This is a genomic window from Pseudomonas putida group bacterium ESBL64, from assembly GCF_045277175.1.
GTDB classification, from domain to species: Bacteria; Pseudomonadota; Gammaproteobacteria; order Pseudomonadales; family Pseudomonadaceae; genus Aquipseudomonas; species Aquipseudomonas alloputida.
In genome coordinates this window covers 627701-650546 of sequence record NZ_CP145799.1, presented here as the reverse complement: position 1 = coordinate 650546, position 22846 = coordinate 627701, and the positions used below count along the sequence as shown (strand labels likewise).

Here is a 22846-nt window from a genome sequence, read left to right as displayed (position 1 = left end):
GATGATCGAATACTACCTCGCCGTAGACGGTGCGCTTCTTGAAGCCCCCGAGGAACGAGCCAGCGTATGGTTGTGTGTCGCGCCAGACGCCGCGGAGCAAACCCGGTTGTGCAAGTGCCTGGGGGTCAGCGCCCAGTCGCTGGAGTCCTCCCTGGACCCGGATGAAGTGGCGCGTATCGAGATCAAGCCCGATCACCTGTTCCTGATCTGGAAGCGCCCGGAAAACTTTGATGGCCGGGTATTCAATGTCTCGTCATTTGGCGTCGTACTCAGCGAAAAGCGCCTGGTGGTGATCTGCGCCGCCAACTCGCTACTCGCCGGGGTAGACCGGCAGACCGGCATGAGCACCCCATTGGATGTGCTGATGGCGATGCTGGCTGAGAGCGTGCATCACTACCTGGGCCACCTGCGGGTGGTAAAGCAGGTGGCCCGCGAAATCCAGCTGCAGTTCGATCGGACCATGGACAACCAGCACCTGGTGCAGATGTACAGCCTGAGCGAAAGCCTGGTGTATTACGTCAACGCCATTCAAAGCAATGGCGCCGTGCTAGCCCTGCTGCGCAGCCATGGTCAGAAACACGGCTTCGGGCCCGAACAACTGGAAATGCTGAATGACCTGATCATCGAAAACGAGCAAAGCTACCAGCAGGCGAAGATCCATGCCCAGGTCTTTACCAACCTGATCGAGGCCCGCGGCAACCTGGCCAACAACGGCATGAACCACGCGCTGCGCAACCTGACCATGATCAATGTGGTGTTCCTGCCCTTGAACCTGCTCGCCAGCATCGGCGGCATGTCGGAGTTCAGCATGATGACCGCCGGCCTGCCCTGGTGGTGGACGTTCCCCGCGCTGCTGCTGGCCATGGCGGTACTCGGGGGGGCCATGGTCGTGGCGTTACGGCGTATGACATGACCCGCCGTCCAGGAATTTTCGTCGACGTCTAACCATCACCCCGCAGGACGAGATCATGGAACAGTCATACATCGGGTTATTCATGCTGGCGCTGATTGCAATTACAGGCACCCTGATAAGTCTGTTTGAACACGGTCTATCTTCTAAGACTTGACTCAGATTGATCGGAGCCTTGATGCATGAACGCCCTCTGGATCGCACTGGCCATTTTTGGCTGCTTGGTCGCCGCCTCGCTGCTCATGATGCAGTGGTACCCAAAGCTGGCATCCCACCACAGGGATGAGGACACGAACACGGTAATTCGCCTGGTAGCTAACATTTTTGTGGTCATGACATCGCTGGTCTTTGGCTTGATGATCAATTCCGCCAAAAATACCTTCGAGTCCATCGACGCAAACTTCCATGGGTACGCAACCAGCATGATCATTTTTGATCGGACACTGCGGGGCTATGGCGATGCGGCCCAAGACACGCGCAATCGTCTGATCACCTATCTAGAGCACGCTATCGAGACGCCCTATCGGGGGGACGAGGCGCTGCAACACCGTAACAGCGAGGCGGCTAAATACTTGGATGACATAGGCAAAGCGCTGGCCGTTATAAGGCCTGTGGACCGCTACCATGAAACGATGCTTCAGGATATTCGTCAGCAATATCACTCGCTCATTGAGCAACGCTGGAGAATCGTCGAGCAGTCAGAGGGGGCAATTCCTGGCCCGCTTATTGGGATGCTTGCTGCTTGGTTGACGCTCATTTTCGCCAGTTTTGGATACCGTGCGCCTCGTAACTCGATGGTAAAAGGCATGTTCATCCTCTCTTCATTGCTTATTGCGGCTTCCGTGTACCTCGTATTGGACATGGACATACCATTTCACGGTCCTATCCAGATATCCGACGAGCCCCTGCGTAGAGCGCTCGCCGTGATGCAGCTCTAGTGTGGTGTTTCACAAATAACGACCATAACTCGCGGCGCTTTTTGCACTCATGCGGCGTTGTCGCTCCTCGCCGTAGCTGGGCTACGACTCGTCGCGACGCCTTGCTTGAGCGCAAAAATCGCTCGCGAGTTATTGGCCGTATTTGCAAAACACCACACTAGGCTCTGTACGAAAAGTCTTGAGACGCAGGTCAGGCGAGGCTGTTTTCAACGCAGCATGGCCTGGCTCTGTTTGCCCGCCACGCTTGGGTGAGCCTACGTGCCAATGCTGCTGGCAGTAATGCCACAGTGGCCAGGGCCTGGATGAATGACCTCAGGGACAGGGCGCAACGGCAGATGACACCGGGTCAAGGAAGATCAGTTGCAAGGGCTCTGCCAGCAGCTGTTCAGCCTGCTCGGCAAACCGCTGGAAATGAGCAGTGGTCAGGTGCGCATCCAGGGCCTGCTGGTTATCGAACGCCTCGCGCATGTAGAACGTCCCTGGCTCGTCACGACGTTCGAACAGCATGTAGTCGCGGTTACCGGGCTCCGCCCGAGTCGGTTCGATCAACGCCAGCAAGGCCGCTTTGAGCGTTGGTGCCTGGCCTGGTTTGGCCTTGAGGATGGCGAGGGAAACGAGGGGGTAATCTTGTCGGTTCACATCAAGCTCCTGGTCAGTTGCAAAGAGCAGGCACGGTAGTGCCTGCTTCAATGTGTGCATGCGTTTCACCGGGCGTAGCGCCGGGAATCTGCGCGGCGCAGAGAAACACGGTTCGTTCAAGCATGCATGCTCCTGGCAGACCGGATCGACCAGTCCGCCGCTGTCTGTCAAACAGTTTTCAGAAGCCTTCCAGGACGATCTTGCCGCGCGCCTTGCCACTCTCGACCAGCGCATGGGCACGGCGCATGTTGGCGGCATTGATGGCGCCGAAATGCTCGCCCAAGGTGGTCCGCAGGATGCCTTGATCGATCAGCCCGGCCACGCGCTCGAGCAGCTCGTGCTGGCGCACCATGTCGTCGGTTTCGTAAAGCGAGCGGGTGAACATCAGCTCCCAGTGCAGCGACAGCGACTTGCGCTTGAGCGGCATGACGTCCAGGGTCTGCGGGTCGTCGATCACGCCCAGGCGACCTTGTGGTCGCAGCACTTCAACCAGTTGCGCAAAGTGTTGATCAGTATGGGTAAGGCTGGCGACATGGCTGACTGACTCGATCCCCAAGGCCTGCAGCTGCCCTTGCAGCGGCGCACTGTGATCGATGACGTGATGGGCGCCCAGTTCGCGTACCCAGTTGCTGGTCTCGGCGCGGGAGGCCGTGCCGATAACCGTCAGGCGGGTCAGTTGCCGGGCCAACTGCACCAGCATCGAACCGACGCCACCGGCAGCGCCAACGATCAGCAGGGCATCGCCCTCCCCGCCGCCCTCCACGATACCCAGGCGATCGAACAGCAGTTCCCAGGCGGTGATGGCCGTCAGCGGCAGCGCGGCTGCCTGTGCTGCACCCAGGCTACGCGGTTGATGCCCGACGATACGTTCGTCAACCAGGTGATATTCGCTGTAGCTGCCGGGCCGGGCGATGGAGCCGGCGTAGTACACCTGGTCTCCGGGCTTGAACAGGGTCACCTGGGCCCCGACTTCGCGGACGATACCGGCCGCGTCCCAGCCGAGTATTTTCGGCTCACGCGTGAAAGTGCCGGCGCGCACCTTGGTGTCGACGGGGTTGACCGACACGGCGTTGACCTCGACCAGAAGGTCCCTGGGCCCAGGGCTGGGCTTGGGCATGAAGATGTCTTGAAGAGACGCAGGGTCTTCGATAGGCAAACCTTTGTGGATGAAACTGATCGCTTTCATGGGCACTCGCTGCTGAATGTGGTTTGATTTGGCATTGAGTCTGGCGTGCCTGGCGTCCGGGAAAAACGGGCCCTGCCCGTCAACACTTTCATTGCAGGAGTGATAATGATCCGTCTCGACGACCTGGGCATCTTCGTTCGCAGCGCCGCGCTGGGCAGCTTTACCGCGGCGGCCCGCGAGGCCGACCTGCTACCCGGCCAGGCGGCCGAAGCAGTCAAGCGCCTGGAGCGTGAGCTGGATGTGCGATTGTTTGCCCGCACCACGCGCAGCTTGCGCCTCACAGCCGAAGGCGAGCAGTACCTGCCCTCGGCCCTGATTGCCCTGGAAGCCCTCAGGCACGGGCGCGACAACCTGCGTCAGGAAAGCGCCCAGCTCAGCGGAACGTTGCAGGTGGCCGCGCCCTCCGATCTGGGGCGCAACGTGCTGTTGCCCTGGCTCACGGCGTTTCGCCGAGAGCATCCCCAGTTGAACCTGCGCTTCTTCCTCTCCGACCAGATCGCCGATCTGTTCCGCGATCCGGTGGATATCGCCATCCGCTATGGCCTGAACGCCGACGCCAACTATGTAGCCCTGCCACTGGCACCTTGGAACCGCAAGGTACTGGTGGCCTCGCCCGAGTACCTGGCGCGGGAAGGCACCGTGCAAGCCCCCGAAGATCTGCTCGAACACCAGTGCCTGCTGTACATGCAACAGGGCCGGATCTACGACAAGTGGCAACTGGGAACGCAGACCGTCCAGGTGCGTGGCGCCCTGCTCTGCGACGACGCCGATATTGCCCGGCGCTGGGCCGTGGGCGGCGAAGGGATAACCTACAAGTCGTGGCTGGATGTGAGCGACGATGTGCTGGCGGGAAGACTTGTCGTGCTATTGCAGGACTACCCCGGGCCGACCATGCCTTTGAGCCTGGTGTGCCCGCACCGCAAGCAGTTGTCGCCTGCGGTAAGGCACCTGCACGCCTGGTTGTCCAGCCGCTTCGCCGAACTGGAGCGCGACTGATCAGCGGGAAGCCAGCCACCCTGATCGAAAGCACGCCGGCCCCCCGCTGCACGCAATCGAATAATTTCAAGCGCTGCTTGACCAGGGAGAACGATCGTTCTACTCTGGCTACATGGATAAGCCAATGACTGACACACGCGAAAAAATCCTGGCGACTGCCGAGAAGCTGATTTACGAGAACGGGATTCACGCCACGGGCATGGACCTGTTGGTAAAGACCTCGGGCGTCGCACGTAAAAGTATTTATCGCTATTTTGCGAATAAAGACGAGGTCGCAGCAGCGGCACTCAATGCACGCGATATACGTTGGATGACGTGGTTCAGAAGTGAATGCGAAAAAGCGCAAACGCCAGAAGCGCGCATCCTTGGCATTTTTGATGCACTCAACAGTTGGTTCGCGTCTGACGGTTTTCGCGGATGTGCTTTTATCAACACCGCCGGAGAGGTGGGTGACGCAGACGATCCTGTTCGACAGATCGCAAAACTGCATAAACAAAAGCTGCTGGACTACACGCTAGAACTGACCAGCGCATTAGGTGTTAACGATCCGACTGGCTTGGCCAAGCAACTTCTTTTGATTATAGAGGGCACGATAACCGTGGCCCACGTCATGGGTGATCACAGCGCGCTCGACAGTGCACGAGAAATCGCAAGGGTCTTGCTCAAAGATGTGCAGCGCGCAAGCGCTTTAAGTTAAAGAAATACCCACTCAACTGAACCATCCAAACGATTGGAGGCACCACCATGTCCAACGAACACGCTCGTCCGCCACTTCCTCCTTTCACTCGCGAATCGGCCATCGAAAAGGTCCGACTTGCCGAAGATGGTTGGAATACCCGTGAGCCGGAAAAGATTGCGCTGGCCTATACGGTGGACACCCAATGGCGTAACCGTGCCGAGTTTGCAAACAACCGTGAAGAAGCTCGGGACTTCCTCACTCGCAAGTGGAAGAAAGAACTGGACTACCGCTTGATCAAAGAGCTCTGGGCCTTCACCGACAACCGCATCGCCGTCCGTTACGCCTACGAGTGGCACGACGATTCGGGCAACTGGTTCCGCTCCTACGGCAACGAAAACTGGGAATTTGAAGCCGACGGCTTGATGCATCGCCGCTTTGCCTGCATCAACGACATGCCCATCAAGGAAAGCGAGCGAAAGTTCCACTGGCCACTGGGTCGCCGTCCGGATGATCACCCAGGTCTGAGTGAACTGGGCCTGTAATTCAGGTTTAACCTGATCCTTTTACATAAAGGATCAGGTGTTTTGTGCAACTCAGCCCGGGGTCAGACGGCGGGGGCTATACCCAACTGTTTGACTGGGCATGACGCTGTGCTTAGGCATATTTCCTGGCCCCGTAAACACAGATGACAGCCCCCAGCGTCACGAGAAGCATCGTCCAGCTGACATGCTCGTGCAAAAGCAACGCTGCCAGCCCAAGCCCCATGAACGGCTGAAAGAGTTGCAGTTGACCCACAGCCGCAATCCCCCCCTGGACGAGCCCTCGGTACCAGAAGACAAACCCGATCAGCATGCTGAACAGTGAAACGTAGCCAAAGCTGAGCCATGCAGGAGCACTTACCCTGGCAAAGTCATCAGGGGCTGGAAGATTGACCACCGTCAGCAGCAGCATGACCGGTAACGCTACAAGCAATGCCCAACTGATTACCTGCCAACCACCCAATGTCCGCGAGAGGCGCGCCCCTTCGGCATAGCCCAAACCACAGACCACAACCGCAGCCAACATCAGCAGATCGCCCACCGCCGATGCCTCGCCTCCGTTCATCAAGGCATAGCCAACGACCAGCCCGGCACCTGTCAACGAGCACAACCAGAACAGTGGCCGAGGTCGCTCACCGCCCCGCAGAACCGCAAATACTGCGGTACACAATGGCAGGAGCCCGACAAAAACAATGGAATGAGCAGAGGTGATGTGCTGGAGGGCGAATGCTGTCAGTAGCGGGAAACCGATAACGACGCCGAGCGCTGTTACGGCCAATGGCGACAAATCCCCCCGTTTGGGGCGAGGCTGCCGTAGCACGATCAGGAAAAGCGCACCCAGCATGGCGGCAATTGTTGCCCTGGCACAGGTCAGGAACGTAGGTTCGAAAGCCGTGACTGCCACTCGGGTGGCCGGCAACGAGCCTGCAAAGATGGCGACGCCTATGAAACCATTGAGCCATCCGCTTGCTGATTTTTCCATCGGTAAGTCCTCGATAAGCCAAGGTTCAGTACATCACCGACAGGCTCGCCCAGGCCATGTACAATCCAATACACTTAAACCGAACTGTTAGGCATATTTATCCAGCACAGTTGAGGGTGTGATGAAACGGAGCGCAACGCGAATTCGAACTGTCATGGGTGAGATCCAGTCGCGGATAGCCTCTCGAACCTACACCCCGGGCGCGAGAATCCCCTCGGTCCGCGCGATGGCTCAGGCCATGCAAGTGTCGGTTTCTACGGTGCTTGAGGCCTATGAAAGGTTGATGGCAGAGGGTGTACTCAACTCTCGCCCTGGCTCCGGCTTTTACGTAGCCGGGCCAGTGGCACCCCTGGTGCTCACCGAACTCGGCCCAAGGCTTGATCGTGAAGTGGACCCGCTGTGGATCTCGCGCCAGTCTCTAGACACCGCTAGCGATGCGTTGAAACCGGGGTGCGGGTGGCTACCGGCCTCCTGGATGTTCGAAGCCGGCTTGCGCAAGGCGCTTCGCACCGTTGCCCGTTCAGACACGTCGAAACTGACGGAGTACGCCTCGCCACTTGGGCATCTGCCGCTCAGGCAGTTCCTGTCACGCAAGCTGACAGGGATCGGGGTCGAAGCCCCTCTTGAACAGCTCATGCTCACTGAGTCCGGCACCCACGCCATCGACCTGATCTGCCGTTTTCTGCTTGAGCCGGGGGACACTGTGCTGGTCGACGACCCCTGCTATTTCAATTTTCACGCACTGCTGAAAGCGCACAGGGTGAACATCGTAGGCGTTCCCTACACCGCGACGGGCCCGGACATCGATGCATTCGGCGCTGCCCTGCTCGCGCATTCTCCCCGGTTGTACATAACCAATTCAGGCATCCACAACCCGACCGGCGCTACCCTGTCTCCGGTCACGGCACACAGGTTGCTGAAGCTGGCCGACAACTCCAGCCTGGTGATTGTAGAGGACGACATCTTCGGGGATTTCGAGAGTGCGCCAGCGCCACGGCTGTCTGCCTTCGATGGCCTCTCTCGTGTTATCCAGATCGGTAGCTTTTCCAAGACCATCTCCGCTTCGATTCGATGCGGCTACATCGCGGCTCGCAGTGACTGGATCGAGAGCCTGGTCGATCTCAAGATTGCGACCACATTCGGGGGTGGCCGCCTGGCCGCGGACATCATCCATCTGGCGATTACCGATAGCGGGTACCGGAAACACATGGAGAGTGTTCGCCTCAGGCTGGCCGAGGCTATGGACAGAACGGTAGCGAGGCTTCGGGCCATTGGCATCAAGCCCTGGATAACGCCCCAGTCAGGCATGTACGTCTGGTGCCAACTCCCTCAAGGCAAGGATGCAGCAACGCTGGCTCGGGCTTGCTTGAATGAAGGTGTAGTGCTGGCGCCTGGTAATGCGTTCAGCCAGTCGATGGCTGCGGGTGACTTCCTCCGTTTCAACGTTGCCCAATCAGGTGATGCCAAAATTTACGAAGTGTTGAAACGGGCGCTGAGTGCTTAGTCGCGTGACCATCCCCGTTCTGCCTGAGCAAGGATCGTTAGATGCAGCCCTTCATCTCCTTACATTCAACCTGGCCGAGGCTCGGGTATCAGGAAAGCACTGTTGAACGTGGTGAGTTCCAGGGTCTTTCAGGATGGGGCAAGCGGTAACCAGATGCAGACTTCAAACCCATCGCGTCGACCTGTTGCCGGGGATAACAATGCCATGCGCGCGTTTACCCCCTGCACGATGGTTTTGGCAATCGCCAAGCCCAGCCCTGAACCACTGATCTCACTGTGACCGCGCACAAAACGCTCGGTCAGGTGCTCTAATACAGACTGCGGCACTGCCGGGCCGCTGTTGACTATCCGCAGCTGTGCCTGATCGGTGAGACTGACTTCGACCGGTTGGTCCGTTGCACCATACTTCAGCGCATTCTCAATCAGGTTGCGCAGCAGGATGCCAAACGCGTCCGGGTCAATGATCGAGTACACGCCGGCCTGACTTGGCAACTGCAACTCGATGCGCTGCCCGCTGCGCTGGTTCCACTCGTCGACGCCGTGGGCAAGCAACGGAATCAGGTCTTGTGGCGTTTCGGACAACAGCCCGCCGCCCTCCGCTTTGGCCAACTGCATGAGCTTTTCTGAAAGCCTTGAAAGCTCGCGCAACGCCTGCTCGATCTTCTGCGCACGCAGTCGCAGCGGACCTTCCGGCGCTTCGTGGTGTAACCGCTGGATCTGCGCCAGGGTCGAGGCCAATGGTGTGCGCAGCTCGTGAGCGCTGTTGGCGGTAAAGCTGCGCTCGGCCTCAAGGGCATTGCGTAAGCGCTCCAGCAGGTGATTGACCGCCTCCGCCAACGGATCGATTTCTGCTGGCAGGTGCGCCACCTTGATCGGCGACAAGTCACCCACACCGCGTGTTTCAATGGCACGACGATAAGCCCGCACGCTGCGCAGGCTGAAACGTACAAACAACCAAGTGCCCGCCAGGCTGACAGGAATCAACACCATTAGAGGCAACAACAACGCAAACAAGGCCTCCCGCGCGGCTTCACGACGATGACCAAGCGGTTCGGCCATCTCGATGAACAGTGTCTGGCGCAATGCGCTAGCGCCATACAATCGGTATTTTTCAGAAGTGGAAAAACCTTCAGACGGTTGTCGGTTGAAAATCTCAGGGTTGGCGTCGTGAGATTGCATCAGGATGTTGCCCTTGGCGTCGCGCACCAGGTAAGTCAGGTACTCCTTGTGCATCTTCAGCGTCGCGACGTGTTGTGCAGTCCGGGATTCTTCCCGATTGCTGATTTCCAGCACAGCCAAGGGCAGGATGCGTTGTGCTGTCTCTTCCAAGGCGCTATCGAACGCTTCGTTCAACTCATGCCGCACCACGAGCCAGGCCCCCACTGTCGCTACCAGCCAGAGTAAGGTCATACCAAGCGTCAGCCCCAGGCCGAGACGTATCTGCAGGCTCGAAGACGGCTTCATGCGGACATTAACCGGTAGCCCATGCCTCGCACGGTTTCGATCAGTTCGCGTCCGAGTTTTTTACGTAGACGGCTGATGTATACCTCGATGGTATTGCTCTCGATTTCAGCGCCGAACGCATACAGCCGCTCTTCGAGCTGCGACTTTGACAGCAGTGCGCTGGGGCGCTGCACAAACGCCTCGAACAGCGCCCATTCCCGCGCCGTGAGGTCCACCGTCGCACTGCCCCGCTGCACCGTGCGGGCACTCATGTCGACCTGCAAATCACCGAGTTTGATCTGTGGATTGGGGTTGCCGCTATAACGGCGGCCCACCGCTGCCACGCGGGCCGAGAGTTCAAACAGGTCGAACGGTTTGACCAGGTAGTCATCGGCGCCAGCGTTCAGGCCGGCGATACGATCGGAAATCTGATCCTGGGCGGTCAGGATAATCACGGGGGTCACGTCTCCTGCCGCGCGTTGTTGACGCAGAAAGTCCAACCCGCGCCCGTCCGGAAGCATCAGGTCCAGCAAGATCAGATCGTAAGGCGTGGTGCGGACGCTGTTGCGCGCGTGGTCCAGGCGCTGTACCCAATCGACGGCGTGGCCGTCATCGGCAATTTGTTCGCGCACCGCTTCACCCAGGCCTGGAGCGTCCTCAACCAATAGAACCCGCATCTGACATCTCCTGAGATGGTTGCCTTGCAGCACCTTAATCGCCTTGCCTGATGTGAATCTGAAGATTCAGCTGGCTGTCAGGTAGGCACTTTAGGTTATGCCACAGACGCCGCCCTCGACAGGAGACAAGTCATGAAATCCGGTTTTATTGCCAATGCCACGCTGTTGGGCTTGCTGGTCAGCGGTTACGCCCTGGCCGGTGACGACTGCAGCGACCCAGTAAGCGACTGGCAGCCTCGCGAAACCTTGCGTCAGCAGGTAGAGCGGCAATACGGCTGGCGCGTGCAGCGCATCAAGGTCGACGACGGCTGTTACGAACTCAAGGGCCTGGACCGCAAGGGCAATGACATCGAAGCCAGCTACTCCCCGGCATCGCTGCGCCTGAAGACACTCGAGGTCCATTTGCGCAATGACGGCGATGCCAATGACTATCTCGGCAGCCCGCTCGCCGAATGACAACTCACCTGTCTATGAATTTTCCTGCCGTTCAGGTTGCTGTCAGCCGGCAGGTCCAGGCTCTCGACCTGACGATCAAGAGGACACGCTCATGAAAAAGATCATCGCAGCAACCTGCCTCATCGGCGCCATTACCCTACCGGCGCTGGCCCAGGCCCGTGAAGTGACCCTGACCACGCAGCTCAAGGACTACAGCGGCAATGATGCCTACCTGGCGATCTACGTCACCGACGCCAATGGCCAGTACCAGAAAACCCTCTGGGTGGCCGGCAAGAAGGCCAAATATTACAAGCACCTGGCCGACTGGGCCCGGGGCAGCGGGATGAACCCGAGCGAATTCGACGGGGTCAGCGGCGCCAGCGTCGGCAGTGGGGGCACGCTGAAAGTCAGCGTAGAACTGGCGGACACGCTGATTGATGCCGGGTATCAGATCCGCATCGACAGCGCCGTCGAAGACAAACGCGACGCCCGCGGCGATGTCAGCGTGCCGCTGACCTCCAAGGGCGCAGGCAAGCCCGCGACCGGCAATGCCTACGTCGACGCCTTTACTTACGACCTGTAGCACCCGCCACCTCCGGAGGCTGAACATGCTTCGTCAGTTCCATTCCCTTCCTGGCCTGATCGCCGCCCTGTTGGTCATGGTATTGGCCAGCAGCGGCGCGATTCTGTCTGTCGAGCCGGCGCTGGAGCGTCTGCACAGCACGTCCACTTCTGCCGGGCAACTCAACGTCGGCCAACTTGCCGGGCGCGTGGCCAACCACTTTACGGGGGTGGAGCAGATCCAGCGCTCAGCGTCCGGCACGGTGATCGTCTACTACAACCAGAACGACAAGGCCGGGGCGGAGAAGGTCGACCCACTGACCGGCCAAGGGCTCGCCCCTTACGAGCCATCCGCGTTCACCCGCTGGGTGAAAGACCTGCACCGCTCGCTGTTCCTTGGCACGCCGGGCCATGGGGTGTCGGGTGTTGGTGCCCTGCTCATGCTGGCGCTGTCAGTGTCCGGCGCGCTATTGCTGGCCCGACGCCTGGGTGGCTGGCGCAACCTGCTACGGCCGCTGCGGGGCACTTTCAGCCAGCGCTGGCATGCTGAAGTCGGGCGACTGGCCTTGCTCGGGCTGTTGTTGTCGGCACTGAGCGGGGCCTACCTGTCCGCCACCACGTTTGATTTTATCGCCGACGGCAGTCAAGCTGAACCCGCCTTCCCTGCCCACGTCAGCGCCGGCCCGGCCTTGCCGGTGGCAAAACTGCAGGCCTTGCAAGCCACCGACCTGAACGACCTGCGCGAGCTGGTCTACCCGAGCCCCGGCAACCCTCGCGATGTGTTTTCCCTGCGCACAGCACAGGGCGATGGCTACGTGGACCAGGCCAGCGGCGCCTTGCTGTCCTATCAAGCCCACGACCCAATGCTCAACGTCTATGAATTGATCTACCAGTTGCACACTGGCGAAGGCCTCTGGTGGCTGGGCCTGCTGCTCGGGCTCTGCGCCCTCTGCGTGCCGTTGATGAGCGTGACCGGCATTCTGTTATGGTGGCGCCGCCGCAAAGCTGGCCCGCGCCTCCGCCACAACAGCCCTGCTCATGCCGCCGACAGCGTGATTCTGGTGGGCAGTGAAAACAACAGCACCTGGGGTTTTGCCAAAACCTTGCATGACGCCTTGCACCAGAGCGGCCATCAGGTGCACAGCGCGGCGATGAATGACTGGTTGGGCGATTACCCTAATGCCAAACGAGTGTTCATCCTCACCGCGACCCACGGTGACGGCGATGCGCCGGCTTCGGCTTCGCAGTTCCTGACGCGGCTGGCCAAAACCGGCGTCAAGCCCGGCCTACCCTTTGCGGTACTGGGCCTGGGCGACCGCCAATTTGCGCGATTCTGTCGGTACGCCCATCAAGTGCAGCATGCGATGTTGCAGGCCGGTGGCTCGCCATTGCTGGGGCTGGAGACCGTCAACCGCCAGTGCCCTCAGGCGTTTGCGCGTTGGGGCCACGCGCTGGGCGACGTGTTGGGGCAGGCGCTGGCGCTGGTTCACACCCCGCAGCAGCCGCGCACCCATTCATTGGAGCTGACAGAGCGGATTGCCTATGGCGAACAGGTAAATGCACCGACCCATGTCCTGCGCTTCAACGCTCGCGGCGGACTGCCGAATTTTCTGGCCGGCGACCTGGTCGGGATTCTGCCCCCGGGCAGCCCAATCCCGCGCTTCTACTCGCTGGCCAGTGGCGCCCAGGACGGCGTGCTGGAGATCTGTGTGCGTAAACACAACGGGGGCATGTGCTCGGAGTTTCTTCACGGCCTGGACATTGGCGCGCAGATTGACGCCTTCATTCAGCCCAACCCGCAATTTCGTCCGGCATCGGGCACGCACCCGGTAATTCTGATCGGCGCCGGTACCGGTATTGGTCCTTTGGCCGGTTTTATCCGCAACAACAAGGCCCGACACCCGATGCACCTGTATTGGGGCGGGCGCAACCCGGCCTCGGACTTTCTCTACGAACCGGAGCTCAACCAATACTTGTCGGACCGCCGCCTGACGCAATTGCACGCCGCCTTTTCTCAAGTCCAGGAGCGCAGCTACGTACAAGATCGGCTGATCAGTGATGCCCTCGCCTTGCGCCGGCTGATTGAAAAAGGTGCCCAAGTGCTGGTGTGTGGCAGTCGCGAAATGGCCAAAGGCGTGATGCAGGCCCTGGATGAAGTCTTGGCGCCCCTCAACCTCAGCGTGCTGATCCTCAAGGCACAAGGACGCTACCGTGAAGATGTCTACTGAGTTGCAGCGTTATAGCCTGAACGGCGAAACCATGGGCACCCGCTACACCGCCCTGTTTTATGCCGGGGCCGGGATGGATACCGACGAACTTGGCCAGCAGTTGGCCCGCGCCGTGGCCCGGGTGGACCAGCAAATGTCCACCTGGAAACCCGAGTCGGACCTTAACCGCCTCAATGCCGCCCCCGAGCAGGAATGGGTATCGGTGCCCAAGGAACTGGTCACGGTGCTGTCTGCTGCATTGCGCGTCAGCCGGCAATCCGGCGGCGCCTTCGACATCGCTGTCGGTGACCTGGTGAGCGCGTGGGGCTTCGGCCCAGCGGCGCGGCAGGTCACAACGCAGGTGATCGATTCCCCTGCGCCGCGCACCCGGCTGTTAGCCAGCGGCGCATTGGAGGTTGAGCCACAACGCAACCAGGTGCGCAAGCGCGTGCCGCTGAGCCTTGACTTGAGTGGGATTGCCAAAGGGTTTGGCGTGGATGAACTGGCCCGTTGCCTGGAAGGTTCAGGTATCACGCGGTACTTGGTCGGTATCGATGGCGAGATGCGCGCCCGGGGCGTCAAACCTGACGGACAATGCTGGGTCGTGGCGCTGGAAAAGCCCAAAAGGGGCGTGCGGGAAGTCATGGGCGTCATGGCGCTTAGCGATATGTCAATCGCGACCTCCGGGGACTACCGGCAGTGGGTCGACATAGCCGGTCAGTCCTATGCTCACACCATGAACCCGGCCACCGGCGCACCACTGTGCAACGCGCTCGCCGCCGTTACCGTGGTGGCGACCTCGTGCATGCTCGCCGATGCCTGGGCCACGGCGCTGATGGTCCTGGGCGAAACCGAGGGCCCTCGTCTGGCTCAGGAACGCGGGATGGACGCACTGTTCGTGCTGCGCGAAGGTGAGCAGTTCAGGGAAATATCCATTGTCGGCGGACAGCTGCAGGTGCAAATTGAAGCCCGCTGACGCCGGCTGCCGGCCCGCTCGGCACCCGTGCAACGTGAACCGCCTGATGACAGGGAGCCGCGTCAAACAATGAAATTCATGCACAGGCACACCGAGGCACACAGAAGTGATCGTATCGGCTGGCTACGCGCCGCTGTCCTGGGTGCCAACGACGGCATTGTCTCTACCGCCAGCCTGCTGATTGGGGTCGCGGCGGCCAACGCCAGCCACGCCACGTTGCTGGTCACCGGAATGGCGGGGCTGATGGCCGGGGCCATGTCCATGGCCGCTGGCGAGTACATTTCGGTGCACTCCCAGGCCGATACCGAGCGGGCGGACCTGTCCCGCGAACGGGCAGAACTGGCCAGCGACCCGAAAGCTGAGCACGCCGAACTCGCCAACATCTACATGCAGCGTGGGGTAGCACCCGAGCTGGCACATCAAGTGGCCGATCAATTGATGGCCCATGACGCATTGGGCTCCCACGCCCGCGACGAACTGGGCATCAGCGCCACGCTCACCGCCAAACCGTTGCAGGCCGCCCTGGCGTCCGCCGCGAGCTTCGTGGTGGGCGCCACCTTGCCGCTGGCGGTGACGTTTGTCGCACCGGAGCACAGCGTGGGCCCCTGGATATCGGGCATGTCATTGGTATTTCTCGGGTCATTGGGGGCTATTGCCGCCAAGGCTGGCGGGGCCAGCATCATGACGGGCGCCTGGCGGGTGACCTTCTGGGGGGCGTTGGCCATGGGCGTCACGGCACTGGTGGGGCACTTGTTTGGCGCGGTGGTCTAGCGCGAGAATCGGGCCTCAGGCCGCGCCATTGGCGGCCTATGCATCGATCCTGCCTAATACCGTTCGGCCAGGGCGCAGAACTCAGCGTCGGAGTATTCGGCCCAGTTTCTTCGATGTCATGAATTGTCTCAGCTGGTACGAGTCTGAAGATTGAAAAGGGGCAATGGCAGGCGCTATAAATCAGGTTCAAAGCCGTTCGACAAGGCACATCATGCAGCTGCATTTCCGGCGTCTGAGCGACGCCCCCATCGCCGACATCATCGCACTCAACAACAACCCCGATGTCTTGCGCCAAATGCCCTTGGGTCGTCCCGACTTTGACGAACGCAAATGCAAGGTGTGGGTTGCCCAAAAAGAGGCCCAATGGGCACTGAATGGCTATGGTCCCTGGGCTTTTTTCGTTGACGGTCAATTCGCCGGCTGGGGTGGCCTGCAGCAGGAAGACGGCGACGCTGATCTTGCCTTGGTGCTTCATCCAGACTACTGGGGGCTTGGCAGAGTGATTTTCGATGAGATCGTAGGGCGCGCTTTCCAGGAGATGGGGCTAGCGTCCATTACCCTATTGCTTCCATCAACCAGAACTCGAATCAAAGGTATTCTTCGCCTGGGGTTTTGCCTTGACGCAGAGGTGGATATCGACGGCACGCCCTTCTCACGCTATCGGCTACTCGCCACCGCAAAACATTGACTGGTTGGCGGGATCGCCGGGGCACGCATCCCCTGCCCTTTTGGGGTTGTGGCATACCCACCCCGCGTGCGCTATCACAGCGTTGCGCTCTGCTTTACCGGCAGTTGCACGCGAAATGTTGTTCCCACTCCGACCTGGCTTGATACGGATATCTCTCCTCCGTGTTTCTTTACAATGCCGTAGGAAAGGGACAGGCCTAGCCCGGTTCCTTGGCCGACGGGCTTGGTGGTGAAAAAAGGATCGAAGATTTTCTTGATGTTCTCCGGTGCTATCCCAGCGCCTGTATCCGCAACGTCGATGCACACCCAGCCGCCTTGATGAACAGTGCCCAATGTGATGGTGCCCCGCTCGGGGCCCATGGCTTGGACGGCATTGAGCACAAGGTTCATTATCACTTGGTTGATCTGGGACGGTAGGCATTCGACAGGGGGTAACGGCTGGTACCGTTTTACCACGTCGGCTTTATGTTTCAGCTCGCTCGCGACGATGTTGAGCGTGGAGTCAATGCCCTGCTGCAAATCGGCTAATTGCCACTGCTGAGCGTTGTCAACGCGCGAGAAGTCTTTGAGGTCCTTGACGATATGCGCCACTCGACCGATTCCGTCCTTGGACTCCTTGATGAGGATCGGGATGTCTTCCATGAGGAACTCCAGCTCAGTCTGCTCACGAAGCCTTTGCAAGCGCCCAGTGGTTTCGTTTGCGCCGAGCATCAGTTCGGCCTCGCGATAGGCGTCGAGCATCGCTAACAGTTGTTGAAAGTACCCTCCCAGAGTGCCCAGGTTGGAGGACACGAAACCGATCGGATTGTTGATCTCGTGCGCCACGCCGGCGGCCATCTGCCCCAACGAGGCGAGCTTCTCCGATTGCACCAGCTGGCTTTCCAGCTGCTTGCGCTCCTCGATCTCCTGCTGCAGCGCCTCGCTGGCTTGGGTCAGTTGCTGGGTACGCCGCTCTACCCGCTGTTCGAGCTGGTGCATTTTCAGCGAGGCTCGTTGGGTCATTTCCCACTTGGTCAGCAAGGTGCTGGCCATTTGCTGGACCTCGATGTTGTCGAACGGTTTTTTCAGGATCAGCAGGCGATCGTGGGCCTGCAGCCGGTCGAGCAACTCATCCCAGGAATAGTCCGAGTAGGCGGTGCAGACGACTACCTGCAGCAGCGGGTCCTCTTCCCACAGGTGCTCAATGGTTTGAGCGCCATCCCATCCACCTGGCATACGCATGTCGACGAAGGCTAACGCGTAAGGCTTGCTGGCCTGCAGCGCACGCTTCAGCAGGCCGAGCCCTTCCTCACCGCCATAGGCTGAATCGAGCTCGAATACCGGTCGGTCGTTCTTGATCTGCTCGCCAAACAACAACCCTTCCATCTCGTCCAGTTCTGTGTTCTGCGCTTTGGCCGGGGCAAGGATCTTGCGAAAATCCTCGTGGATAGTCGGCATGTCATCGATCAGCAGGATCCGGCGATTGGTCAGGTCACTCATGCAGGCTCCGTCACCGCGATCAGCGGGATCCTCAGGGTAAAGACAGCACCCAGGCCAGGGCCGTCGCTGTGTGCGGTCAGGTGACCATTCATCTCGATGGCGGCCAAGGCGCAACTGTGCAAGCCGAAGCCATGCCCGTCTTTGCGCGTGGTGAAGCCATGGGCAAAGATCTTCTGCAGGTTTTCGGGCGCAATGCCTTCGCCTTCGTCCAGCACGCTCATTTCCAGCAAGCCCCCCTCAATGATGCGCGTCCTGAGGATCATCGTCCGTGGGTCGCTGCCGGGGCCGGACATGGCGTACTTGGCGTTGCTGATCAGGTTGATCAGTATCAGCAACAGCCGATGCCGGTCGCCCATCACCAGAGGCAGATCTGCGAAGTCGCGCACTACCCTCACCTGATGCCGGATCAACGCGCCTGCGTTCATGCGCAGCGCGTCCTCGACCAGGTCGTTGACCGACAGCGGCACTGGTACATTTTTAGCCCCGGCGTAGGATTGCTGGGTGGCCACCACTTCCTTGATGTGGTCGATGCTTTTGTTCATCCGCTCCAGCTCGATCACCATCTCCTTCTGCTCCTCGGCGATCGCCTCGGTCAGCTGGTGGAGGTAGCCGGGAAGCAACCGGCCTCTGGGATCCTCGTCGAGAAACCGACCGATGTCAGTGGCATGCTCGCGGAACAGTTGCATGACCTTGCCCAAACCTTGGGTTTTGCTGCTGCGCAACGTTCGAGCGATCAGATCAGAGGATGTGTTCACGCTGTTGAGCACGTTGCCCACGTTGTGCAACACATTGGTAGCGATCTCCGCCATGCCTGCTTGGCGCGCCGCGTTAAGCAATTCGCTCTGAGCGTTTCTGAGTTCCAGGGTGCGATCCTCGACCCGCTGTTCCAGGACGTCATTGGCGCTTTGCAACGCATTGTTGACCCGTCTCACCTCGGCGAAGCTGCGCACCAGCAGCGCAGCCAGGCAAATGACCGAGAACATCAGCAAGCCGGATAGCCATAACGTGTAGAGATGGTTTTTACGGTTGATCCTTTCAACCTGCTGTTGATCCCTGTCCAGGAGGCTGGTGATCGTATCCAGGCGTTCGGCAACCGGGATCGCCTCGATCTGTTCGAGCAGGCGGTTGACGACAGGTTGCTCGCGCAGGATCAACGCCACGTGATTACTCAACAAATTGAGGGGCGTGTGGAATTCTTTGGGCAGGTTCTCCGCGTTAACAGCCAGGTTACCTAACCCCACCTCTATCTCGGCAGCCCTTTCCACAGAGGTAACCTGCGCGAACTCCAGGGCACTTAGCAACAGGTCATAAGTGTCAGCAACGAATACGTGTACCTCCGGCCGATTCGGGGCCAGCATGGTGTTGATCTGGGCCTGAATACCGTCCTCGGCTGTGGGTAGAAATGCCAACGAATTTCGCAGCAAGGCATTGTGCGATTTGAATTGCTCCACGAGCCGAGCCTTTTCCCCAAACGCAGAGAGAAAACCGTCATAGGCATCGCGCCACTGGTCTGCGTCAACGCGCCCTTGTTCGGCTTCCCGGCTGTCGAATCGTGCCCACAGCCGCTTCATCTCCTTGAGGGGGGTCACGAGTGGATCATAGTTATGAGAGACGGCTACCCGGGCCTTGAGCACCTCGTTTTCCCACACAGCATCCTGTTGCTTGAGCTGACGAATGAGATCTCGGGATTCGTTGTAGGTCTGGGTCTGCTCTGACCCGGAATTCAGGTACAGGTACAGCAGCATCGACGCCAGTACAAGGACCAATCCACTGAATAGAATCAGGCTTGTGCGCCGGGAAATCACCCTCATGGCTGACCCGCCTTTTCAGCAGTAAGGGTTTTGAGGAACAGCATGATGAGCCTGCGGTCCTCATCGCTTGGGATTCGTCCAAGCTGATACTGAAACATCACATCGATCGCACGCTCCAGCGTAGGCGCCGAGCCATCGTGAAAATAGGGCGCGGTCATCGCCACATTGCGCAGGCTCGGCACTTTGAACACGCCCCGGTCGGCCTCCTCTCCGGTCACGTTGAAGCGGCCCTGATCCGCCTCGGTGGGGTGGCCGCGGTCCGCGATGTAGTCGCCGAACACGCCAAATTTCTGGAACATGTTGCCCCCAATATTCACCCCTTGGTGGCAGGCGATGCAGCCATAGTCCTTGAAGCGCTGGTAGCCGTATTTTTCCTCCAGGGTAAGCGCCTCGGTATCGCCCTGCAGGTAACGATCGAAGCGCGCGCCAGGGGTAAGAAGCGTCCTTTGGTAATCGGCCAACGCGCTGAGGATGTTGTCCTTTGTCACCGCGTCCGGGTAGGCATCCTTGAACGCCTGGCGGTAATGCACGTCTGCGGCGATGCGTTGCTCGATCACGCGCCAGTCTCCGCCCATCTCGTGAGCGCTGGTGATCACGGCCTCCCCCTGCTCCTCGAGTGACTCGACCCGGCCATTCCAGAATTGTCGGAAATTAAGGCTGGCATTGAGTACCGTTGGCGTATTGAGCGTAAGCGGCAGGCCATCTGCCCCCATGGAAAACGCCCGGTCATCGGCCCCGTACTTGTCCAGACGGTGACAGCTGGCGCAGGACCGTGTGCCGTTGCGCGACAACCGCGGATCGTTGAACAACTGGCGGCCCAACTCGACACGCCCAGGTGTCAGAGTGGGTATCGGAGGCAGCGGCTTGAGCGGCTCGTCCAGCGGCTCCGCCCCGCTGCCTCCGCTCAGAACGAGCAGCACCCACAGGCCCAGACAACGGCGCAAGCGCTGCAGGTGAAGAGCGGAACGATAACGACAGGTTGTGCGCGCTGACATCCGGGAGAATCCTTTTCCCTGGGCTGACGGACTTACAGAAGGGTGGTGCCATGCCGTCAGGTTAGATGCCTTCCAGACAATTTGCCTGCCACCCGCCACACCTTGCCCGGCACCTGTCACGGAAAAATGAACTAGCCTTTGACCTAAGCGCTCGTTGAGCTCGAGTGCCTCCATCGATCGACCACGTGAGGCCTGCCATGGACGTGCAACCGCCCCTGATTTCACCCTATCGGCCGACCGTGTTGCTGGTAGACGACGAGGAGTCAATCCTTAACAGTCTGCGTCGGCTATTGCGTGGCCAACCCTATGACGTGAAGCTGGCGACCAGCGGAGAGCAGGCACTGGCGCAGATGGCCGAGGGCCCGGTTGATCTGGTGATGAGCGATGCGCGCATGCCCGGGATGGACGGCGCCACCTTGTTGGCACAGATCAATCAGCATCACCCATCGACCGTCAGGATCTTGCTGACCGGCTATGCCGACCCAAGCGCAATCATCAAGGCCGTCAATGACGGTCAAATCCACCGTTACATCAGCAAGCCCTGGAACGACGACGAATTGCTGATGACCTTGCGCCAGGCCCTGGAGCACCAGCTTTCCGAACGCGAGCGCCAACGCCTGGAGCTGCTGGCACGTCGGCAGAACGCCCAGTTGAGACTGCTCAATAACGACTTGGAGAAACGCGTTGCAGCCCGTACCGCGGAGCTGCAGCAGACCGCTGACATGCTCGATCTGGCCTACGAAGAACTGAAACACAGCTATGTGACCGGGACCGAGGTGTTCTCGATGTTGGCTAATCTGCGGCTGCCTCCAGCCAAGCAGACCAATCGACAGATCATCGAACTGGTGCGTTGCTACTGTCGGGTCCACGCCTTGGACGAGGCGATAAGCCGCGATCTGGCCATGGCTGCGGCGCTGTACAACATAGGCAAATTGAGTTGGCCGGATAGCATGATCGTAGCCCCATCGGACCAGCTGATGCACGGCGACCGCGACCGCTATCGCGACTACCCACGCCAAAGTGAAGCGCTGCTGATGACCCTTGAGCCCATGAAAGATGCCGCGCGCCTGATCCTGCATCATCAGGAGCACTGGGACGGCAGCGGTTTCCCGGACCGGCTCAAAGGTGAAGCTATCCCGTTCGGCGCTCGCTTGCTCAAGCTGGCCGTGGACTTCGTTGAGCTGCAACGGGGTTTGATTCTTGAACGGCAGATGAACAGCGATGAGGCCTTGCTCTACCTGCGCAAGTACGCCGACCGGTTGTATGACCCGGCGCTCCTTGAGGATTTCGTCCAGGTTTGCGCCTCGTTCCACAGCGATATCACCCTGGTGGACCCTGAAGTCCAGGTGTGTACCACCCGTGACCTGGCGCCGGGAATGGTGCTTGCGCGCAACCTGAACGCCGACAACGGCATGTTGCTGCTTAACGCCGGCAAGGTTTTGAGCGCCGCGCTGGTGGAAAAGCTGGTGGCCTTTGAATCGATGGAGGGTGGTAAGTACTGCATTTTCGTTCGGGTTCCCTCGAACGACCCTATAACGCCTGGAAGATCAGACTTGGCGCCGTATTGAAGGAGGTGGGGCGCTCATTCAGCCCGGCACCATCAGAACTGCGCGTACAGCACCACGTCGGCGTCATCCACACCGGCAATACACCCAAGCGCTATGCTTGCTCTGGCAGGAGGGTTGCGCATGTGTGGAAGGTTGAGTCAGTACCGAGGCATACACGACTTTGTCGAAACCCTGAGCCTGCCAGAGGCCTGGCGGAACAACGTCGGCGACCAGCCACTTGGCCGGTACAACGTCGCGCCGACCACGCCGGTGGCAGTGCTGCGAGTGGATGAAGCAGGCCCGCGGGCGGACCTGGTGAGATGGGGCTGGCGGCCGCATTGGGCGACCGACCGTGCCGCGCCGATCAACGCCAGGGTCGAAAAGGTGGCACACGGCCCCTTCTTCCGGGCGATCTGGCCGCACCGAGGCATAACGCCGATCGACGGCTGGTATGAATGGGTCGATGAAGGCGGACCGAAGAAACAGCCGTACTACATCCGACGCCGGGACGGGCGCCCTTCCCTTTGCGCCAGCATCGGCCAGTTCGCTGGCAGCGAGCATGATGGGTTCGTCATCATTACGGCCGATGCCCAGGGCGGAATGGTGGATGTGCACGACCGCAGGCCAGTGGTTTTGGCCCCAGACCTTGCGCGTGAGTGGATGCAAACCGCGATGCCCGGGGAACAGGCCGAGCAGATGGTGCTGAACCTGGGTGAGCCAGCCGAGGCCTTCGAGTGGTATCGAGTGAGCACAGCCATTGGCAATGTGCGCAACCAAGGCGCCGAGCTGATACAGCCGCTTCAGTGAAGCGGTAGTGGGCTATCGACCCATAGCGGCCCTCCAGGAAAGTCGGCTGTCGGTTAAAAGCAGGCGGCTCAATTTTAG

Annotated in this window: 22 protein-coding genes; 14 read left to right on the top strand and 8 right to left on the bottom strand. The window is 59.9% G+C overall.

The window, feature by feature from the left end:
* Position 1: 1 nt before the first annotated feature.
* Both V6093_RS02905 and V6093_RS02900 read left to right on the top strand, forming a co-directional pair.
* Positions 2–913, top strand: coding sequence for a magnesium transporter CorA family protein (locus tag V6093_RS02905; protein ID WP_144000051.1), 912 nt, complete (start codon positions 2–4; stop codon positions 911–913).
* A gap of 179 nt (positions 914–1092) precedes the next feature.
* On the top strand, positions 1093–1848 hold the full coding sequence (locus V6093_RS02900) for a DUF4239 domain-containing protein (RefSeq protein WP_003248187.1): 756 nt from the start codon (positions 1093–1095) through the stop codon (positions 1846–1848).
* Between the two features lie 312 nt (positions 1849–2160).
* Here the strand turns inward: V6093_RS02900 and V6093_RS02895 are convergent, their stop codons facing one another.
* Entirely contained in the window at positions 2161–2547 is a 387-nt protein-coding gene (locus tag V6093_RS02895) for a putative quinol monooxygenase (protein ID WP_080580378.1), read from the bottom strand.
* A gap of 118 nt (positions 2548–2665) precedes the next feature.
* Entirely contained in the window at positions 2666–3673 is a 1008-nt protein-coding gene (locus tag V6093_RS02890; protein ID WP_003248183.1) for a zinc-binding alcohol dehydrogenase family protein, read from the bottom strand.
* A gap of 105 nt (positions 3674–3778) precedes the next feature.
* Here V6093_RS02890 and V6093_RS02885 point away from each other — a divergent pair, with 105 nt between their 5' ends.
* The 3 genes from V6093_RS02885 to V6093_RS02875 all read left to right on the top strand — a co-directional run bounded on the left by V6093_RS02885 (position 3779) and on the right by V6093_RS02875 (position 5890).
* On the top strand, positions 3779–4669 hold the full coding sequence (locus V6093_RS02885; RefSeq protein ID WP_003248181.1) for a LysR family transcriptional regulator: 891 nt from the start codon (positions 3779–3781) through the stop codon (positions 4667–4669).
* A gap of 124 nt (positions 4670–4793) precedes the next feature.
* Positions 4794–5366 carry a TetR/AcrR family transcriptional regulator gene (locus tag V6093_RS02880; RefSeq protein WP_223817389.1) on the top strand — a complete coding sequence of 191 codons (573 nt, stop codon included), beginning with the start codon at positions 4794–4796 and terminating at the stop codon, positions 5364–5366.
* 47 nt (positions 5367–5413) lie between these two features.
* Positions 5414–5890, top strand: coding sequence for a nuclear transport factor 2 family protein (locus V6093_RS02875; protein ID WP_003248177.1), 477 nt, complete (start codon positions 5414–5416; stop codon positions 5888–5890).
* Positions 5891–6002: 112 nt separating this feature from the next.
* On the opposite strand, the gene V6093_RS02870 is transcribed toward V6093_RS02875, so the two are convergent.
* Entirely contained in the window at positions 6003–6869 is an 867-nt protein-coding gene (locus V6093_RS02870) for a DMT family transporter (RefSeq protein WP_003248175.1), read from the bottom strand.
* A 121-nt stretch (positions 6870–6990) separates the two neighbouring features.
* On the opposite strand from V6093_RS02870, the gene V6093_RS02865 reads away from it, so the two are divergent.
* Positions 6991–8373, top strand: a complete 1383-nt coding sequence (locus V6093_RS02865) for a PLP-dependent aminotransferase family protein (RefSeq protein WP_047604927.1) — start codon at positions 6991–6993, stop codon at positions 8371–8373.
* Positions 8374–8501: 128 nt separating this feature from the next.
* Here V6093_RS02865 and V6093_RS02860 read toward each other — a convergent pair whose 3' ends face one another.
* The gene (locus V6093_RS02860; protein ID WP_108078603.1) at positions 8502–9836 is read right to left on the bottom strand and encodes a HAMP domain-containing sensor histidine kinase; all 1335 of its coding nucleotides are present in this window, start codon (positions 9834–9836) and stop codon (positions 8502–8504) included.
* Positions 9833–10492 carry a response regulator transcription factor gene (locus tag V6093_RS02855; protein ID WP_003248169.1) on the bottom strand — a complete coding sequence of 220 codons (660 nt, stop codon included), beginning with the start codon at positions 10490–10492 and terminating at the stop codon, positions 9833–9835. The genes V6093_RS02860 and V6093_RS02855 overlap by 4 nt, the downstream gene beginning before the upstream one ends.
* 132 nt (positions 10493–10624) lie before the next feature.
* On the opposite strand from V6093_RS02855, the gene V6093_RS02850 reads away from it, so the two are divergent.
* The 6 genes from V6093_RS02850 to V6093_RS02825 all read left to right on the top strand — a co-directional run bounded on the left by V6093_RS02850 (position 10625) and on the right by V6093_RS02825 (position 16130).
* The gene (locus V6093_RS02850; protein ID WP_003248168.1) at positions 10625–10948 is read left to right on the top strand and encodes a PepSY domain-containing protein; all 324 of its coding nucleotides are present in this window, start codon (positions 10625–10627) and stop codon (positions 10946–10948) included.
* Positions 10949–11039: 91 nt separating this feature from the next.
* A complete protein-coding gene (locus V6093_RS02845; protein WP_003248166.1) occupies positions 11040–11510 on the top strand; it encodes a DUF2271 domain-containing protein in 471 nt (156 codons plus the stop codon).
* A gap of 25 nt (positions 11511–11535) precedes the next feature.
* Positions 11536–13716 carry a PepSY domain-containing protein gene (locus V6093_RS02840; protein ID WP_265978876.1) on the top strand — a complete coding sequence of 727 codons (2181 nt, stop codon included), beginning with the start codon at positions 11536–11538 and terminating at the stop codon, positions 13714–13716.
* The gene (locus V6093_RS02835; RefSeq protein WP_047604930.1) at positions 13706–14671 is read left to right on the top strand and encodes an FAD:protein FMN transferase; all 966 of its coding nucleotides are present in this window, start codon (positions 13706–13708) and stop codon (positions 14669–14671) included. Before V6093_RS02840 ends, V6093_RS02835 begins: the two co-directional genes overlap by 11 nt.
* Positions 14672–14740: 69 nt before the next feature.
* Positions 14741–15442, top strand: a complete 702-nt coding sequence (locus V6093_RS02830) for a VIT family protein (protein WP_179053014.1) — start codon at positions 14741–14743, stop codon at positions 15440–15442.
* 211 nt (positions 15443–15653) lie between these two features.
* The gene (locus tag V6093_RS02825) at positions 15654–16130 is read left to right on the top strand and encodes a GNAT family N-acetyltransferase (protein WP_265978879.1); all 477 of its coding nucleotides are present in this window, start codon (positions 15654–15656) and stop codon (positions 16128–16130) included.
* A gap of 74 nt (positions 16131–16204) precedes the next feature.
* On the opposite strand, the gene V6093_RS02820 is transcribed toward V6093_RS02825, so the two are convergent.
* The 3 genes from V6093_RS02820 to V6093_RS02810 are packed head-to-tail and all read right to left on the bottom strand — an operon-like array spanning position 16205 to position 20414.
* Entirely contained in the window at positions 16205–17608 is a 1404-nt protein-coding gene (locus tag V6093_RS02820) for an ATP-binding protein (protein ID WP_004576691.1), read from the bottom strand.
* Positions 17605–19419, bottom strand: coding sequence for a DAHL domain-containing protein (locus V6093_RS02815; RefSeq protein WP_144000047.1), 1815 nt, complete (start codon positions 19417–19419; stop codon positions 17605–17607). The genes V6093_RS02820 and V6093_RS02815 overlap by 4 nt, the downstream gene beginning before the upstream one ends.
* Positions 19416–20414: a cytochrome-c peroxidase gene (locus tag V6093_RS02810; RefSeq protein ID WP_047604933.1), complete on the bottom strand. Its 999-nt coding sequence runs from the start codon at positions 20412–20414 to the stop codon at positions 19416–19418. Before V6093_RS02810 ends, V6093_RS02815 begins: the two co-directional genes overlap by 4 nt.
* A 197-nt stretch (positions 20415–20611) precedes the next feature.
* On the opposite strand from V6093_RS02810, the gene V6093_RS02805 reads away from it, so the two are divergent.
* Both V6093_RS02805 and V6093_RS02800 read left to right on the top strand, forming a co-directional pair.
* Entirely contained in the window at positions 20612–21982 is a 1371-nt protein-coding gene (locus V6093_RS02805) for an HD domain-containing phosphohydrolase (RefSeq protein ID WP_108078608.1), read from the top strand.
* Between the two features lie 120 nt (positions 21983–22102).
* Entirely contained in the window at positions 22103–22768 is a 666-nt protein-coding gene (locus tag V6093_RS02800; RefSeq protein ID WP_047604934.1) for an SOS response-associated peptidase, read from the top strand.
* Positions 22769–22846 lie beyond the last annotated feature (78 nt).